Genomic DNA, 17,473 nt, shown 5'->3' on the forward strand with positions numbered 1-17,473 from the left:
CCTTAGCGTATGGCCAGCGCCGTTGAACTCCACCACATTAGCAAAGCCTACGGCCCCACCCAGGCCGTGGGCGACGTGAGCCTGGCCGTCGGGGCCGGCGAGTTGTTCGGCCTCATCGGGCCGGACGGGGCGGGCAAAACCACGCTCTTCCGCATCCTGGCCACGCTGCTACTCGCGGATGCCGGTACGGCCACCGTGGCCGGGTACGACGTGGTCCGCGACTTCCGCGCAATCCGCAACTTGGTGGGCTACATGCCGGGTAAGTTCTCGCTCTACCCCGACCTGACGGTGCAGGAAAACCTGGAGTTCTTCGCAGCCGTGTTTCGCACCAGCGTGCAAGCCAACTACGAGTTGGTGGCCGACATCTACGAGCAGCTGGCGCCGTTCAAAAACCGGCGCGCGGGCGCCTTGTCCGGGGGCATGAAGCAGAAGCTGGCCTTATGCTGCGCCCTCATTCACCGGCCCGAAGTGCTGCTGCTCGATGAGCCCACCACGGGCGTGGACGCCGTGTCGCGGCAGGAGTTCTGGCACATGCTGGGCACGCTTAAAGCCCGGGGCATCACCATCGTCGTGTCCACGCCCTATATGGACGAGGCCGCGCGCTGCGAGCGGGTGGCGCTGCTGCAAGAAGGCCGGGTGCTGCGCGTGGACACCCCCGCCGCGCTGCGGGCCGCTTACCCCTGGCCGCTCTACACCGTGCGGGCCGCGCGCATGCACCCGCTGCTGCAGGATTTGCGGGCCTACCCGGCAACGCATAGCTGCTACGCCTTCGGGGAAATGGCCCACCTGAGCCTGGTCCGGCCCGATGCCGAGGCCGCCGCGCACCTCACCGCCTACCTGACCGCCAAAGGCCACCGCGAGGTGGCCGTGGCGCCGATGGCGGCCACCATCGAAGACACCTTCATGGACCTGCTGCACGCCCACCCTTCCACCCCCACCGCATGAGCACCGCCCCCGTTTCGACTGCTGGCCCCGTCATCCGCTGCGAGCGGCTGACCAAGCGCTTCGGCCCGTTCACGGCCGTGGATGCCATAAGCTTCGCGGTGGCGCCGGGCGAGATTTTTGGTTTTCTCGGGGCCAACGGCGCCGGCAAGACCACGGCCATGCGCATGCTCTGCGGCCTGCTCGCGCCCACCGACGGGGCGGCCACGGTGGCGGGCTTCGATGTGTTTCAGCAGCCCGAGCTAATCAAGCAGCACATCGGCTACATGAGCCAGAAGTTCTCGCTCTACGAAGACCTGACCGTGCGCGAAAATATTCGGTTCTACGGGGGCGTGTACGGCTTAAAAACCAGCGTTATTCGCCTGAAAACCGACGCCCTGCTGCAGCGCCTGGGCCTTACCGCTGAGCGCGACACGCTGGTGGGCAGCCTGCCCCTGGGCTGGAAGCAGAAGTTGGCCTTTTCGGTGGCGCTGCTCCACGAGCCGGCCGTGGTGTTTCTCGACGAGCCCACCGGCGGAGTGGACCCCATCACCCGGCGCCAGTTCTGGGACCTGATTTACGAGGCCGCCGCCCGGGGTACCACCGTCTTCATTACCACCCACTACATGGACGAAGCCGAGTACTGCGACCGGGTGAGCATCATGGTCGATGGTAAAATCGAAGCGCTGGATACGCCCGCCAGCCTCAAGCGGCAGTTTGGCGTGGAGACAATGGACGAGGTATTTCTGCACCTGGCACGGGGCGCCAAAAACCATGACTAAGCGGCCATGAAAGCATTTCTGATGTTCGTGCGGAAAGAGTTTTACCACATCTTCCGCGACCCGCGCACCCTGCTCATTCTCTTCGGCATGCCAGTAGCCCTAGTCACGCTGTTTGGCTTCGCGCTGACCAACGAAATCAAGAACGCCGACGTGGCGGTGCTGGATTTCGACAAGGGCGTACACGCCCGGCAGGTGCAGGACCAGCTATTTTCGTCGGGCTACTTCGGCCGGCGCGAAAACGCCACCGGCTACCCCGGCGTAGCGGCCGCCTTCCGGCGGGGCCACGTGAAGCTGGCCGTGGTATTTCCGGCCGGCTTTTCCCAGGACCTCGACCACCTGGGCCACGCTCAGGTGCAGCTCGTGGCTGATGCCTCGGACCAGAACACGGCGGTTAGCCTGGTGAACTACGCCACGGCCATCATCAAAACCTACGAGCAGGAACACACCCCGCGGCGGGCCGGCGCGGGCCCGCGCGTGGAGGCCGTCGCCCGGCTCTACTTCAACCCCGGCCTGAAGGCAGCCTACACCTTCGTGCCGGGTACGATGGCCCTGATTCTGCTGCTCGTCTCGGCCATGCTCACGAGCATCACCATTGCCCGCGAAAAGGAGACGGGCACCATGGAAGTGCTGCTCGTCTCGCCCATGCGGCAGCTGCCCATCATCGTCGGCAAGATTTTGCCCTACTTCCTGCTTTCGTTCATCAATGGGCTCGTTATCCTGGCGCTAGGCGTGTGGGTGCTCGATATTCCACAGCGGGGCAGCCTGCTCCTGCTGCTGGCCGAAACCCTGCTCTACATTCTGGTGGCCCTCACGCTGGGCGTACTGATTTCAACCCGCGCGGCCTCCCAGCAAACGGCCATGCTCACCTCAATGCTGAGTCTGTTACTGCCCACGCTCATTCTTAGCGGCTTTCTGTTTCCGATTGAGAGCATGCCGTTGCCTCTGCAAACGGTTTCGCGGCTGATACCGGCGCGCTATTACATCGTCATTCTCAAGGGCATCATGATAAAGGGCATGGGCCTGCGCGAGCTGTGGCGCGAAACGGCCGTGCTCGCGGGCATGGCCGGGGGCCTGCTGCTGCTGGCGCTGGGCTCGTTGAAGAACCGACTGGCGTAGGGGCAATTATCAATGAGCACTGAACAATGAGCAATTGGGCTTACCTGTTTCAGCTTCATTGAGAACTGCTCATTGTTCACTGTTCATTGATAATTGAAGAAGATGCGCACCGTCTGGTTTTTGCTTGAAAAAGAAGTTCGGCAACTGCGGCGCAACCGCACCCTGCTGGGGTTGCTGCTGGTGGCGCCCATCATGCAACTGATGCTGCTCTCGTTCGCGGCTAACTACGAGATAAAGAACCTGAACCTGGCCGTAGTAGACCAGGACCACAGCCCCGCGGCCCGCCGCCTGCTCAACCAGTTTCAGTACACGCCCTACTTCCGCCTGGTGCAGACACGTCCCACCAGCCGAGCCGCCGAGCAGGACCTGCTCGATGGCCGCGCCGACTTAGTGCTGGTCATTCCCCCGCGGTTTGAGCGCGACCTGGTGCGCGGCGGCCGGGCGCAGGTGCAGCTGCTAGTCAACGCCCTCGACAACGTGAAGGCCGGCCTGGCCAGCTCCTACGCCAGCAGCATCGTGCAGGCTTACGAGGGGGAGGGTCGCCCGGCCACGGTAGCGGCCGCCGTGAGCGAAGTGCGCGGCTTGGAAGTAGTGCCGGCCTACTGGTACAACCCGCTGCTCAACTACAAAACGTTCATGGTGCCGGGCATCCTGGTGGAAATCATCAGTTTGATTGTAATGATGGTAGCTACGCTCAACATCGTGCGCGAAAAGGAAATCGGCACCATCGAGCAGCTCAACGTAACGCCCATCCGCAAGTGGCAGTTTATCTTGGGCAAGCTACTGCCCTTCTGGGTGGCGGGTCTCTACCAGTTCACCATCGGGCTGCTACTGGCGCGGTTCGTTTTTCACGTGCCTATGGTGGGGAGTGTGCCGCTGCTCTACGGCATCATGTCTGTGTTTCTGGTGGTGCCGCTGGGGTTGGGGCTGCTCATTTCCTCGGTGAGCCAGACGCAGCAGCAGGCCTTGTTCGTAGCTTTTTTCTTTCTCATCATCTTCATCCTGCTGTGCGGGCTGTTCACGCCCATCGAGTACATGCCGGCCTGGGCCCGCGCCTTCAACCGCCTCAACCCGCTGGTTTACATCATCGACATCGCCCGGCGCATCCTGCTCAAGGGCAGCACCCTACGCGACGTGCTCACGCCCGTGCTCACTCTGCTGGGCATGGCCCTCGCCGTGAACCTGCTGGCCGTGTGGCGCTACCGTAAAACCTCAGGCTAAATGCCGCTGACGGTCATTTCCCTCGCTCGCATCGGTAACGAAGCACGCACCGTTTTGGCCGCCTTCGGCTGGAGGTAGGATGCTTTCGGCCACCTATTTCGTGGCGGGTACCTAAAGCTCCCGGCTAAAGGCAGCCATTGGTGATTTTATGATTCCCCCTTTTTGGACCGCGCCCGATTGCCAAGGATACCAGCAGGTGCCGGCTAAGCTTAGCGAACCCGAACTGCGCCAGCACTTTTATCTGACGGTCGCGGACCGGGCGCTTGTTCAGCGTCAGCGCCGCGACGGCAACCGCCTGGGCTGCGCCGTGCAGCGGGGCCTGGTGCGCCTAATGGGCTACTTGCCCGAGGACTGGTTCGAGCAGGGTCCGGTATCGATGGCTGCTTTCGTCGAGCAACACTTAGATCCGCGTTTGCGATAAGCATTCCTCCGAGCTATTGAGCAAAGTGACAAGATAGTAGCGCTTTATTTGCTTGTGGAGCCGCTCCCTTCCAGCGCATCTACCCGGTATAAAACGTGACGGAAGTAGTGGTTGAGTAGTCCTTTGCCCTGAAAGGCACTGACAACCACGGGAGCCGCTTCCAGCATCGCTTGCCGATAAGCCGGTGAATCAGGGAAGCTGCCCAAATAGGCGAGTCGATAGATGGGGTTTTCCGGGGCTAATAAGGTGGCCTGTAGCAGCATTTCATTCCCCTTCTGTTCCCATTCGGCAAACGGGCCAAACTCGTACGGCAGAACCGCGATGGTATAGCCTGCTAGAAAGTGAAAGTCCGCCTGCGTGGCGAAACGCGATTCTCCTTCTGTCAACAGAACGCGCAAGCGAGCAGTCACGCCAAGACGCTCTAGTATCTCTACGGGAGCTTCCTCGGGCGCGACCCAGAGGAAAAAATAGAAGTGTCGCCAGACCTGGTAGTCGTCCGGGCACTGTCCATACAGCTCTTGGTACGCGTAAAAGGCATGCTCTAGCGGCTGCTGATCTTCCAGCTGTAGAATGTCTAGTAAGGAGTACATGAGCGAAGGTAATGAAGCGTACCGTAGGTGGGTTGCTCCTACTGATAAGCCCCATTATGTTTAGCGTTAATTCCGATATGGTGCCTTAGTTTGTGCTATGCTTTACACCATCTATCATTCACTTTGTAGCACGGTGAAGTTCGTCTCATAACTCGAAAACTCACCTAGTATCAAGAGGTTGTAGTAGTAGCCTGTCCCTGCTTGTAGGAGATGACTTTACGCAACACTAACGTGCCATTGGGCGTGGGAATGAACGTCTTTACCATCGAGTTGGAGGCTTGCTCGTGGCGGGGGTGAAAGTAATGCTCGCTGAACTGAAGATTGCTCCGGTTAATACCATACGTCCCGTGCGTAACTACCTTGCCGTCGCGCTCTGCCAGCTTAAAAGAACTACATAGCTGCTTGTTGGTCGTAGCCGAGGTGCCGACCAACAAGATCGCTTGCACCTCGTCGTCGTGGTTGTATTGTTTCGTTAGGTTGATCACGTAGTCATGCTTTCCGAGCGCAAATCGCTGCACCAGTAGTTGGGATAGAGAAAAGAAGGAGAGGCAACATCTTTTTGCAAAAGGTACACGCAGATTCGCTGAAAACGCAATGGGAAAGTTGTAGTCTTTCGGTCTAGCTCTTCCGCTTACCTGGCTGGGACAATAGCTAATGCCACATCCGACTGGAGCGCCGGCAAGCAGATAGTTAGCTGCTGCTTATCCGCTTGCGCGAGTAGCTGGCCGCTGACAAACCCCGCCTGGGTATCCCAGCAATATACCTGGTAAGCCCCCGGCTCCAGCCCCGATAGGGTAAGCTGGAGGGCCAGCGGGGCCAGCGGCCGCCGGCGGCCGGCCCGCGTCGTCAGGGCTTCGGGACGCACGAGCCAGACCACGGCTTGGTGCGCATCACTACTGGCGATGCATTGGACCGCCGTGGTCGACAGCTGCACGGCCCGGGGGAAGCGGCTTGGCTGAAAATGCGCCCAGTCTAGCAGCCCGATGAAGCCGGTCAGGCTCCGCTGGGCCGCCCGCATGCCATGGGTGAGCACGTGCGGGGAGCGGTAGGGCCAGCGCAGCCCGCCCCCTACCCCCCCGGCCGCTAGGTGGGCCCACTGCATGCAGCGGAAATACTCGTCGTCGAAGGCCTCGGGCAGCTGCCGGCCGCTTTTAAACGTGTCCAGGGGCCCGTGCTCGCTGTCGAGGAAAGGGCGGTTAGCGGGCAGCTGCGCGCGGGCCTGGTGCACGAGCGCTGCGGTCCGCAGGGCGGGGTCCAGCGCGTTTTTGGGCCGGCTGATGGTAGCCGCATCGTAGAAATGGGAAGTCGCAAAATCCAGGTCGGGATGGCGAAACACGAGGTCGCCCAGGCCGGGGTGCGCCCCCAGCAGGGGTCCGAATACGGAAACAGTTTGCAGGTGCGCCCGCCCAAAGCAGCGGGTCTCCACCGCCCGCAGGTGCTGACTCACCTCGTGAATAAAGTCGGCCAAGCCGGCCGCGTGGTGGGTGGCTCGGGCCGGCGGCAGCTCGTTCCACAGGTCCCAGGCAAAGAGAACGCCACTGCCGCCCCAGCGTTCGGCGGCGAAGGAGAGGCGGTTTTTAATCGCGGCCCGCATGCGCGGGCAGCGCAGCCACTGCGTCCGGCTGGTACCCGGCCCCCCGTGCGCCTGATGGTAGGGATGGTGGCGCCAGCGCCGCCCCATCCAATAGGTGTCGAAAGGCGTGAGCAGCACCCGCAAGCCATACTTCGCGCACAGGGCAAACAGGTCATCCCATACCTGTACCATATGAGGCTGAAACCGGCCGACGGGTCGTTCCAGGTAGCGGTGCTCGGTTTGGCAGTACTCCAGCATCAGGCGCAGGCAGGTAACGCCGTGGGCCGCCAGCCAGGCGAAGTGCCCCTCGACGGCCGCCAGGTTGCGGCGTTGAAACAAACCCGCAAGGTCCGGCCACGTGATCGCATCGTTCTGCCCAATAGGCGTCCAGGGCTGGCCCTCTTCCGTCAGAAAATAAGGGGCCGCCGGCGCCACTCTAATCCAGGGCACAAAAGGAATTTCACTCATGGCTAAAGACGGCAACTAAAGCCCTTTGTTGGTGCTTGCGGGGCTAGGTGAGCTGCCGCAGGCCTGCCCATAGTTTATCGGGCATGATGGGTCAATAAAGATAGCCTAGCATCCAAGGTCTGGTGATCGGGTGCGGCGAGCCAATAGTTCACGCGGGCCGTGAGGTCTATAATGAGATTCGGTGAGCACACCAGGAAGAAATGGCGTTGCTGTTGCACCAGCATTTCGCCGGCCCACTCTACCCCGCTAATCTTCATCTGGCGGTGCTTCCTGACCCGGGCCCGCGCTAACAACCCATCCCATTCCTGGAGACTGATCAGGCGAGCTCTGTTAGTATTGGTCGTGTCCACTCCTTGGCTCGGCTGCCGGAAGGCCCCGAGTAAGCGCATCGTCGTGCCCGCCGGGACGAACTTCTTATAAATGATCAGCTTCTGTGGGCTTTGTCCGAAGGCGGTCGTTAGGGGAAGGCTCAGCAGGGCCAGACAGAGGAATGCTTTCATAAAGGAAGGTATAGTTTTCGGGCGGCATAATCACTGGGCCTACCTTGGTACTGTATTGCTATGGCTTCCTTTAACTATCAGCTCTGGCTGACGTCTTTTCCGCTACTACCTTCTTTACTTTTGCTACCCATTCCTTGTCTGCTGGGTTGACCACCAGCATGGGGCAGCAGCGATTTCAGTAGCTTTGAATCTTACAAGCTACCTGCTGCCATGACAACGACTGCACTGACGGCCCTTTACCAGGAGCTGGCTCCCTGTACCGGTACCGACTTGCTGAGCACGCTGCTGCCCGGAGACATTCAGCGCGAGGTCGGCCACTTCAACGTGTTTGATCTGGACCATCTTTCGGCGGCCACAGGGTTGCGGCCCGGCACGTCCTATCCCTGCCGTTCCTTTTACAAAATCAGCCTCTTGCGCAGCCGCAGTCGGGCCGAGTTTGTCAACCACAGCATCGCCTTTGCGCCCGATGCGTTGGTGTTTACGACCCCCAAGGTGTCGTTCCACTGGCGACCGGAGGAGCCGCAGCGGGGGCAGTTCTGCCTCTTCACGGCCGAGTTTCTGCTGCCGGTCCTCGGCGGCTTGACCCCCGACGAGTTGCCCTTGTTCCGGGCCGACGGCTACCCCGTGTTTCAGCTAACGCCCGACGAAGCGGCGCGGGCTATGGCTATTTTCGCCCAGATGCACGCGGAACTGGCCTTCGATTACGCCCACAAGTACGACCTACTGAGGGCATACGTGCTGGAATTGCTGCACCTGGGCCAAAAGCGGCAGCCCGCCACGACGCTGCATCCCGCCCACTCGGCCACCGCCCGGCTCGCCTCGCGCTTTGTGGAGCTGCTGGAGCGGCAGTTCCCCCTCACCACGCCCCAGCAGCGCGTAGCGCTGCGCACGGCCAAGGCCTTTGCCGACCACCTGGCCGTGCACGTCAACCACCTTAACAAGGTGCTCAAGGATAGCACCGGCCGCACTACCACCGACCTGATCGGCGAGCGAGTGGCCCAGGAAGCCAAAGCCCTGCTGCGCCAGACGGACTGGACGCTCTGGGAAATTGCCGATAGCCTCGGCTTCGTGGACGTGGCCCACTTCTCCCACTTTTTCCGCCGCTACGCCCCCGTGAGCCCCGGCGCGTTTCGCACGCTGGACACGGTGCCGGATTGATTTATACAAGAAGCTGATTGGTGGTTACAACGCCGCTGGCTCCGGTGTAGGGGACCTTTGTCGTGTTCTTTTAACACTGCAACTAAACCTCGCATGAATACTTCCAAAATCGTTCTCGTTACTGGCGGCAGCCGGGGCCTGGGCAAGGACATGGCCCTGAAGATAGCCCAGCAGGGCATCGACGTTGTCCTGACCTACCGCACCCAGCAGGCGGAAGCTGCCGCGGTGGTGGCTGACATCGAAGCCCTTGGCCGCCGCGCCGTGGCCCTGCCGCTGAACGCGGCCGACCTGAGCACGTTTGCTGCTTTCTTCGCCCAGGTCACCACGGCTCTAGCCGATACCTTCGGCACCGGCCGGTTTGACTTCCTCATTAACAATGCCGGCACCAGCCTCACCGCCCCCATTGCCGAGCTGACCGAGACGCAGTTTGACGAGATGCTCAACCTTCACTTCAAGGGCGTGTTCTTTCTCACGCAACAGGCCTTGCCGCTCCTACGCGACGGCGGCCGCATCATCAATATTTCCTCCGGGACCACGCGGGTGGCGTTCGCCGGGAGCTCGGCCTACGCCAGTATGAAAGGGGCGGTGGAAGTATTCACGCGCTACCTGGCCTTGGAGCTGGGCCCCCGCTGCATTGCCGCCAATGTGGTCGCGCCGGGGGCCGTATTCGGGGGGGGCGCCATGACGGATACGCCGGAAATCCGCGCCTACGTGGCCCAGATTACGGCTTTGGGCCGTGTGGCCGAGCCCGACGACATCGGGGGCATCGTCGCCTTCCTTTGCACCGAGGCCGGCCGGTGGCTCAATGGCCAGCGCCTGGAGGCCACGGGCGGCATGATGCTGTAATAACTCCTTGTACATCAGCTGTTCACGCAAACGAAAGACCGTTGCTCCGGTTATGCCAAGAAGGGTTTTTCGTTTGCATCGTTTTAGCAGGCGGTCCCCCGTTAAGCGCGACAGGTCCATACAGCCTAACACTAGTAGCCCGCAGCTGTAAGTACGCTTTGCCGCAAGCGGCCCCGCAACCTTCGCGCGGGCAACCGGGTATCTATCGGCAAACCAATGCCGGCAGGAAAGCCGGCCACTACCGCACCGTACCCACCCGCATGGAATACATAAGCCTAGGACATTCAGACCTTACTGTGTCGCGCATCACCTTTGGCAGCTGGGCGGCCGGCGGCTGGATGTGGGGCGGCACCGAACAGAACGACGCCGTGGGTGCCATTCACGCCTCCTACGAGTTGGGCGTGACCAGCATCGATACGGCTCCCATCTACGGGATGGGGCTGAGCGAGGAAATTGTGGGCGAGGCCATCAAAACGCTGCCCCGCGACAAAGTGCAGCTTCTGACCAAGTTCGGCATGCGTTGGGATGTAGCTCAGGGCGATTTCGCCATGAAAACCCAGGACAACGACGGGCAGCCCATCGACGTGTACAAGTACGCCCGCCGCGAGAGCATCATCCAGGAGTGCGAAGACAGCCTGCGCCGCCTCGGCACCGACTACATCGACCTCTACCAGCAGCACTGGCCCGATGTGACCACCCCTATCAGCGAAACGATGGAAGCCCTGACCCGGCTGCTGGAGCAGGGTAAAATTCGGGCCGCCGGGGTCAGCAACTACTCGGTAGCGCAAATGCAGGAAGCCGAGCAAACGCTGCCTATCGTGTCCAACCAAGTGCCCTACAGCATGTTGCGCCGCGATATTGAGCAAGACGTGGTGCCGTATTGCTTGGTGCACAACAAAGCTATTTTGGCCTATAGCCCCCTGCAGCTCGGGTTGCTGACCGGCAAAATCAAGCCCGGTCAGCACTTCGACGGAAGTGACCTGCGCGCGACTAACCGCTTGTTCACGCCAGAAAGCGTCACCCGCGTCAACGCGTTTCTCGACCAGATCAAGCCCCTGGCGCACAGCAAAAACGTGACGCTGGGTCAGCTGGTCTTGCGCTGGACGCTGGCGCAGCCGGGGATATCGGTGGCGCTGGTCGGCGCCCGCAATGCCGAGCAGGCCGTGCAGAACGCCCGCACGACGGAAATGGAGCTGGGGCAGCACGAGGTGGACTTTATCACCGAGCGCCTGGCGCAGACGGCATAAGCCCGCTCGGGTAAAGCAAGTAAAAAGCGCCATCCGAAACCCGGTTGGCGCTTTTTTTAACTAGCTAGAGTGTGGACAGTAATTTTGCCCATACTGTCCACACACTCTAGTAGATAGGTTCCGATAACTTTCAACAGACGGACCCTATTATCTACCCGCCTTAAGAACTGATAAGATTTATCTCTATTGGATGCCGGCCAGTAAGTTCTCGAACCGCTAATACCTCGCTCGACTCGCGGCGACTAAGCCGTACAAAATCCACTCTAGAAGCTAGATTGCAGATCAAGGAGCGCAGCCAAGTGTCTTATGATAGATCGGTTAACAAAACAGCTACGAAGTAGCAGGTCGAGTGCTGAGAAGGTACAGCCGCGCGCTGCCCCAACCTTTACTTGCTGGGCAGCAGGTGGGAACGCATAAATTCGACAAATACGGGGTAATCGGCGGGGATGATGCCGTGACCACCCTCGTGCATATAGTAGCTCAGGGTCCCGCCTATTTTCTGCCCAGCCGCCGGCATAGTGCTGGTTTCTACGCCCTGCTGGCCTAGCAGACGGTAAACCGGGGTGGCGGCCACGGCCGCCAGGAATTCTCCCTTAGGGTCGCTCCAGTAGTCGGTGCTGCCGGTTTGCAGCAGCAGGGGCCGGGGCGCCAGCAGGGCTATGAGCATGTGCGCATCCATGGGGACATCCGGCCGATTAGCGAGCTGCTGATAATTCTGGCAGAACTGGTACGGATAGCGGGCCGGGGCCACCAAGTGCGCAATGGTTTCCCCGTAGTTGCGCCGACTGAGCGCCGCGCCGCCTTCGCCGGAAACGCTGGCAATGACCAGCGCGAAGCGGGGGTCGTTGGCCCCGGCCCAGAGCACCGTTTTGCCCAGCCGCGAAGCGCCCAGCAGCGCTACCCGCCTGCTGTCCACGGCCTTATCCTGCTCAAAATAGTCCAGGGCCCGGCTCAGGCCCCAGCTCCAGGCCCCAATTGCCCCCCACTCGTCCGGGCCAACTTGGGTTTGGCCGGGCTTAAGGTAAAGACTACGCACGCCGTGCTGTATGCCGCCCTCAAAATCGGGCTCAATGTCGCCGTAGTACACCGAAGCCACGGCGATGCCCTGAGCCAGAAACGGCTCCACGGTAAGCTTCCAGGGCCCTTTGGGGTTAAAGGCGGGCGCAGCCACTTTCTGCTGCTCTTTGTTCCAGACCTGCCCGAGCCGGACGCCCGGATCATCCACCAAGGAGGAGTTTGCCAGGAAATTGATGTTGAGCAGCAGGGGTACGGGTTTGGTGGCCGCCGCGGGCAGATACACCAGCAGGTCCATCTTCGGGCCGTCGTTGCGCTCCGAGAAATACACGGTGATTTGCTTGCGCGTGGCTTTGCCGTTGAAGGCCGGTGTTCCTTTATCGAACACCTCAAAGCGCAGCTTGCGGGGCCGCTCGGGGGCCCGGCCGTACACGTGTTGCTCGAACCAAGTTCTGATTTCCGGTCGCCGCTGCTTATTCCAGGTAGCCGCGTCCTTTACTGGTTGGCCGCTGGCCAGCACCAGCGGGTTGGGCAGGGAGTAGGTGCCGACCAATTCCTCGTTGTAGTTCACCGCAATGCCGGCCACTACGTCGGGGGGCTTATTAGCTTCCTGGGCTTGAGCCCACCCCAAATCCGGGAGCAAGGCCGCACTGGCGGCAGTCAACAGGGCAAAAAAGGAGGGAGCTTTCATAGTTTAGGCTGCAGGATCATGGCTTGGGGTTTGCCGCTGGAGTGTGCCGCCGGCTCGACCCGCACCAGTCGGACCGGGCCCAGCAGCCCCGACTCGCCTAGCTCGTATGGCTTGCCGAAGGGGGCCATATACGTATCGAGTACTTTCTTCTCCGGACCCGCCAGCTTATCACCAATCAGGCGGTTAGTCCACTGGTTGGTTACCCGGATTTCCAGCTGGTTTTTGCCGGGCTTGAGGGCGCGCGTCACCTCCGCCTGATAGGGGGCCTGCCAGACCAAGTCCAGCTTCTGGCCGTTGAGGGTGACTTCAGCTAGGTCGCCGACACGACCTAGGTCGAGTAGCAGCTTGTGCTGGTCGTTCAGCCAGCTTTTCTTGATCTGCAGCGTTTGGTGATAGGTGGCTGTGCCCGAGAAATACTTGATGCCTTCCTCCGGGCTATCGGTCCAGGAGGCGAGGTGGGCCAGGGTCGTTTCCCGCGGGGCCCCGAGCTGGGGGGCAAATTCTACGCGCCACGGCCCCGCTACCGTAAGGAGGGGAGTGGTGCGCGCGGCGGCCACGGTCCGGGTGAGAGTGGGGGCCGCGTGGCGGAAGACGACGAACACCGATTCGCGTTCCTGCAAGCGCAGGGGCACGGTGGTATGCTCCCCGCTGATGGCGTAGGAGGCCAGCTCCGTTTCACCAGTAGCGGCCCGCCACAGCGTCACGTCTTTGCCACTCACCCGGAACCGGGCCGTCAGGTCCTGGGCGCTATCCGAGCGGTTGACCACGAAGTATACGTCCGCGTCGCCCACCCGGCGGTGAATCCAGGGAACCTCCCCATCCAGGGGCTGGCTGCAGTCCACGTCCGGCGTTAGCCCAACCAGGGGCATTATTTGTGTTAGAGGCAACCCCCACACTACCTGTCCTTTGCCGTAGCGGCGGCGGGTGCGGCTGCGGCCGTCCAAGTCGCCCCACACCTCGCTGGCTATGGCCTGTAGCTGGGTCCCGTTTTCCACGTAAGCCGTGTAGTTCGGCGTCTGCTCCGGCTTGGGGCCGACTACGGTAGCGCCGCCCCGCACTAGTTCCTGCACCTTACGCAGCACGGGCAACGTCATGTCCTTGGTTTCGGGCAGTACCAGCATGGCGTAGCTCATGCCGTCCGGCAGCACCAGGCGTCCATTCGCATTAACGCTCATGCGGCTCAGCAGGGCGTCGGCGTTAATGTAATCGAAAGCGTAGCCGGGGGGCAAAACTGGCTGCAGGCCCGCTCCCCAGAACGGCATGGTAGACGGCGCGCCTTCGTTGAGCAGATAGGCCACATCGGCCACGTACTGGCCCTGCTGGAGCATGAAGGCAGTGCGCGCCAGATACGTCATCAGGGGCCGGGCCTGCTCTGCCCAAGTGATGTTGCGGTTCAGGTGCGTGCCCACCATCGTATTGCCGGGCTTGGTATCCAGCGGCTGGTGAGCCGAAGTGTGAAACACCAGCCGGTTCAGGCCTTGCGTAAACCAGTAGTCGCTGATTTTCTTGAGCGTGTAGGCCGACTCGTAGTTGCCGCCGGTGAAGGCTTCCGCGGCTACCACGTTTTTTCCGTACACGTGCCCGGCCGAGGCGGCCCCGCGCACGTCTTCGTAGTACATGGAGGAAGGGTGTAAATCCTTTACCCAGAACTCGCCCATGGGAATATCCACGTACTTCTTAAAGAGCAGGGCGTCTTCTATGGTTTCCAAGGACACCCCGCCCGCTTCGCCGTAGGTTTGGATGCCTTGCTTATGCAGAAAGTCGGTCACGGTGCCGTAGTGGTTTTCGGCAAACATATCCACGAGGGTGCGGCGGAAGTCCCACAGTACTCGGTCGCTGATGTCGGCGCTGCCCACCACTCGCCCGGCCAGCACTGGCAGGAAGGGCGTCAGGTCGTAGCCGCGGCGCTTCTGAAACTCGGGCAGCATCTCATCGGTCCAGTTCTGGATGCCGGCTTCCCAACTATCCAGCAGCATATAGCGCAAACTTTTACCATAAAGCGGCCCCAAAGCCTGGGCTAGGGGACCAGTGTAGCCTTGCAAGTAGGACTCCGTGTGTTGGCGGCTCAGCTTGTCGACCTCGTAGCCAGAGGCGGCCGGGACGGCGGGTCGGTTTTTGGCGCCGGTCAGCGAGTAGCCCATGCGCAGAATAGTCCACCGGCCCGGCGGTACCTGCCAGTTCAGCGTACCATCGGGCTGCATCTTCGAGGTCAGCACCACCACGTTCGTCGGGCTGATGGTAGCCGGGGCGGCAACGGGCGGGGTCCCGGTCGATTCGTACTCAAATAAGAAGTTGAAGCCCGCCTTGTCTTCCCAGCGGTGCACGCGCGCACCGGCGTGCAGCTGAAACTCGTTGAGGGCGTAGCTGCTGTCGGGCTGCGCGGGCGCTTCCGAAATTACCTCGGCCGGCTTCATGGGCGCCCCGGTCAACTCCAACCGAAAATGGCGGGCCGTAGTCGGGGGCACGGCGAAGGTGCGCACGGTGCCGCCCCGGTAGCCCTGCTTGCCGGGCAGCGCGGCCAACGTCGTAAACTGCTGACCATCCATGCTAGCCAGCAGCCGGCCGTAGGGAATACCACGGGTACCCGCCACCGTGAAGGCCTGTACTTTCGTGGGTTGCGGGAAGCTGTACTGTACCCAGGCCGGTCCCCGCTTTTCGGTGGGCTTCACCACCAAGGCCGTATTCAAATCGTCATCCAGCAACGCTTGGGCGTCGAGGCGGCCGGCGTTGGTGGTGGCGCTTGGCCGCAGCCGAGCTTCCGGCGCGGGCGTGCGGTAAGCGATGACGGCGCAGTCCCCGTAAAAACCAGTGTCACTAGCATTTTTGGGTCCACCTCGGGCCAGGTTGCGGATGGCACCTTCATTGGCGGGCGGTGGTGGCAGCTTACTATTAAATGATTTACCACCATCCACACTTACCTCACTCCAAACCAGCTTTTTCATGGCCTGGGCGGGCTTCACCCAGGGCGCCCCGGTGAGGCTCCAGCCGGGGGAGGTGAACATCGCCATTTCCAGTCCTAAGCGTTCTGCTTCGGCGGCAGTGTGTTTTACCGCATCCAGCCACGCGGGCGTGCCGAACACTACTGGTTCGCTTACCGTCTGCCCACTTCCGGCGGCTACATCCGCGAGCTGGAAACCCGCAATGCCGGCCCGTTTCATCCATTCCAGATCCTTGGTGATGCCCTCCTTGGTGACGTTACTTTTGGTCCAGTGCCACCACGTACGGGGCCAGGCTGCCTCCGGTGGCTCCTTGAACCCTTGCTCAAGAGAAATCTGGGCCTGCTGGGCCCGAGTGGGTAGCGGAAGGGCCGTCAGGGCCAAGCAAGCCAGCACTGTGGGCCGGAGCCCGCCACGGAAATCAGTCATACGCTTTGCATTGGGGGGTAAATTGGGCGAGCAGCAAGTGCCGGAGAAGGTTACTCGTAGCGCTCCTTCCTACCTGGCTGCAGTCAGCTCGGGACGACAATCGAAAGGCGGCTTAGTAGCCCGGATTTTGGGTGATCTTATCGGGGTTTAAATTCACTTGGAAGCGCGGCACGGGAAACAACTGCTCGTAGGGCTGAATGGAGTTGCCGCTGCCGATCTCGTCGTTGGACAGGCCGCTGGCGAAGTGGGCATTCATGACGGGCAGCAACCGCCCGGTGCGCGCCAGATCAAACCAGCGGTGCCCTTCGTTGTAGAGCTCGAGGCGGCGCTCCGTTTCTAGGGCCAGGCGCATAGCGCTCTGGTTGGCCCTTAGGTTTTCTGCCGTCGAGAGGCCGGCGCGGGTGCGCACTTGTTGCAGGTAGGGAAAGGCCGCAGCGGTATTACCCAGCTCATTCTGCACTTCGGCCTGCATCAGTAGCACGTCGGCGTAGCGCAGCTCGATCCAGTCGTTGCCCGAGTCCACGGTCGAGGTCATGCCGCGGTCGAAGTACTTGGTGGTGAAGTTGTAGGTACGGCGTGAGCCCGTCAGGCGCGTGATAGTCGCCTTCCGCGTATCGGCGGCGGGGAAGAGGTTATACAGCTCGTCGGTGATCAGAAAGGTACCCGTGCCGCGCCGCAGCACGCCGGTGCCAATGTCTTCATTGGCAAAAGCCCCCTGCACGAAGGGATTGCCCTGCACGGGATCGAAGCCGCGGGCGTACTGCACCGCGAAGATGACTTCGGCGTTGTTGGGCCGGGCCGCGTCAAACACGTCGGCGTAATTGCCGAGTAATTGATAGGTGCCGGAGTTAATGACGTCCAGCAGCTTGGGGCTCGCCTCGCTGTAGCGCCTGAGGGTGAGATACACTTTGGCCAGCAGGCCCTTGGCCGCGCCGCGGGTTGCCCGGCCAATGTCCGCATTCTGCGCGTAGCTGGCGGGCAGCTGCTCGGCCGCGGTCAGGTCGGCAATAATCTGCTCGTATACCTGCGCCATCGGCGTGCGCTCGTAGCTGTAGGCCTCCTGACTGGTTTTAATGTCGGTCACGACCAAGGGCACGTCGCCGTAGATGCGCACGAGGTTGAAGTACATCAGGGCCCGCAAAAACTTGGCTTCGTTGATGTAGCGCAGCTTGGTCTCGTCATTCATCGGAATGCGGTCGATGTTGTCGAGCACCAGGTTACAGCGCGAGATGGTGGCGTAGGAGCGGCCCCACATGTCATTCACAATGCCGTTATCGGCCACCACGTTGGATTCATTGATGGTGATGTGGTTAGCAGAGTTGTTGAACTTGCTGTTGTAGACATCATCGGCGGCCAGGTCGCCGAAGACAAACTTGAACTCGTAGGCACCCCGCAGGGCGAAATACGCATCATTCAGCACCTGCCGGATACTGGTTTCGTCGGTGTAAAAGGTGCTCTCGGCGGGCTGATCCAGCGGAGTCCGGTCGAAGAACTCATCCTTACAGGCAGCCAGGCATACGGCAAGCGTGAGGATAGAAAAAAAGTTAACCGTTTTCATTG

At 61.3% G+C, this 17,473-nt stretch carries 15 protein-coding genes; 8 read left to right on the plus strand and 7 right to left on the minus strand.

Annotated features, from left to right (window positions below; translation table 11 throughout):
• The first annotated feature begins 9 nt into the window (after positions 1-9).
• The 5 genes from ACW9KT_RS18725 to ACW9KT_RS18745 all read left to right on the plus strand — a co-directional run bounded on the left by ACW9KT_RS18725 (position 10) and on the right by ACW9KT_RS18745 (position 4,461).
• Complete coding sequence (locus tag ACW9KT_RS18725; protein ID WP_457083222.1) at positions 10-945, plus strand: ABC transporter ATP-binding protein; 936 nt, start codon at positions 10-12, stop codon at positions 943-945.
• Positions 942-1,703: an ABC transporter ATP-binding protein gene (locus ACW9KT_RS18730; RefSeq protein WP_457083224.1), complete on the plus strand. Its 762-nt coding sequence runs from the start codon at positions 942-944 to the stop codon at positions 1,701-1,703. The genes ACW9KT_RS18725 and ACW9KT_RS18730 overlap by 4 nt, the downstream gene beginning before the upstream one ends.
• A gap of 6 nt (positions 1,704-1,709) precedes the next feature.
• On the plus strand, positions 1,710-2,819 hold the full coding sequence (locus tag ACW9KT_RS18735; protein WP_457083226.1) for an ABC transporter permease: 1,110 nt from the start codon (positions 1,710-1,712) through the stop codon (positions 2,817-2,819).
• Between the two features lie 102 nt (positions 2,820-2,921).
• Positions 2,922-4,040, plus strand: coding sequence for an ABC transporter permease (locus ACW9KT_RS18740; protein ID WP_457083425.1), 1,119 nt, complete (start codon positions 2,922-2,924; stop codon positions 4,038-4,040).
• Between the two features lie 148 nt (positions 4,041-4,188).
• Entirely contained in the window at positions 4,189-4,461 is a 273-nt protein-coding gene (locus tag ACW9KT_RS18745; protein WP_457083228.1) for a DUF4158 domain-containing protein, read from the plus strand.
• 44 nt (positions 4,462-4,505) lie between these two features.
• Here the strand turns inward: ACW9KT_RS18745 and ACW9KT_RS18750 are convergent, their stop codons facing one another.
• The 4 genes from ACW9KT_RS18750 to ACW9KT_RS18765 all read right to left on the minus strand — a co-directional run bounded on the left by ACW9KT_RS18750 (position 4,506) and on the right by ACW9KT_RS18765 (position 7,592).
• Positions 4,506-5,051, minus strand: a complete 546-nt coding sequence (locus tag ACW9KT_RS18750) for a hypothetical protein (protein WP_457083230.1) — start codon at positions 5,049-5,051, stop codon at positions 4,506-4,508.
• Positions 5,052-5,221: 170 nt separating this feature from the next.
• Positions 5,222-5,569 (minus strand): hypothetical protein, encoded by a 348-nt coding sequence (locus tag ACW9KT_RS18755; RefSeq protein ID WP_457083232.1) that lies wholly within the window; start codon positions 5,567-5,569, stop codon positions 5,222-5,224.
• Between the two features lie 113 nt (positions 5,570-5,682).
• Positions 5,683-7,092, minus strand: coding sequence for a hypothetical protein (locus tag ACW9KT_RS18760; protein ID WP_457083234.1), 1,410 nt, complete (start codon positions 7,090-7,092; stop codon positions 5,683-5,685).
• A gap of 74 nt (positions 7,093-7,166) precedes the next feature.
• Entirely contained in the window at positions 7,167-7,592 is a 426-nt protein-coding gene (locus ACW9KT_RS18765) for a hypothetical protein (RefSeq protein ID WP_457083236.1), read from the minus strand.
• 210 nt (positions 7,593-7,802) lie between these two features.
• Between ACW9KT_RS18765 and ACW9KT_RS18770 the strand changes: the two genes are divergently transcribed.
• The 3 genes from ACW9KT_RS18770 to ACW9KT_RS18780 all read left to right on the plus strand — a co-directional run bounded on the left by ACW9KT_RS18770 (position 7,803) and on the right by ACW9KT_RS18780 (position 10,843).
• Entirely contained in the window at positions 7,803-8,750 is a 948-nt protein-coding gene (locus ACW9KT_RS18770; protein ID WP_457083238.1) for a helix-turn-helix domain-containing protein, read from the plus strand.
• A gap of 93 nt (positions 8,751-8,843) precedes the next feature.
• Positions 8,844-9,596, plus strand: coding sequence for an SDR family NAD(P)-dependent oxidoreductase (locus ACW9KT_RS18775; protein WP_457083240.1), 753 nt, complete (start codon positions 8,844-8,846; stop codon positions 9,594-9,596).
• A gap of 260 nt (positions 9,597-9,856) precedes the next feature.
• On the plus strand, positions 9,857-10,843 hold the full coding sequence (locus ACW9KT_RS18780; RefSeq protein WP_457083242.1) for an aldo/keto reductase: 987 nt from the start codon (positions 9,857-9,859) through the stop codon (positions 10,841-10,843).
• A 385-nt stretch (positions 10,844-11,228) separates the two neighbouring features.
• Here ACW9KT_RS18780 and ACW9KT_RS18785 read toward each other — a convergent pair whose 3' ends face one another.
• From ACW9KT_RS18785 to ACW9KT_RS18795, 3 genes are all read right to left on the minus strand, one after another.
• Positions 11,229-12,548, minus strand: coding sequence for a glucuronyl esterase domain-containing protein (locus ACW9KT_RS18785; RefSeq protein WP_457083244.1), 1,320 nt, complete (start codon positions 12,546-12,548; stop codon positions 11,229-11,231).
• Positions 12,545-15,913 carry a glycosyl hydrolase gene (locus ACW9KT_RS18790; protein WP_457083246.1) on the minus strand — a complete coding sequence of 1,123 codons (3,369 nt, stop codon included), beginning with the start codon at positions 15,911-15,913 and terminating at the stop codon, positions 12,545-12,547. The genes ACW9KT_RS18785 and ACW9KT_RS18790 overlap by 4 nt, the downstream gene beginning before the upstream one ends.
• A 112-nt stretch (positions 15,914-16,025) precedes the next feature.
• Positions 16,026-17,471, minus strand: coding sequence for a RagB/SusD family nutrient uptake outer membrane protein (locus ACW9KT_RS18795; RefSeq protein ID WP_457083248.1), 1,446 nt, complete (start codon positions 17,469-17,471; stop codon positions 16,026-16,028).
• Positions 17,472-17,473 lie beyond the last annotated feature (2 nt).

The sequence above is a fragment of the Hymenobacter sp. HD11105 genome (assembly GCF_054051685.1).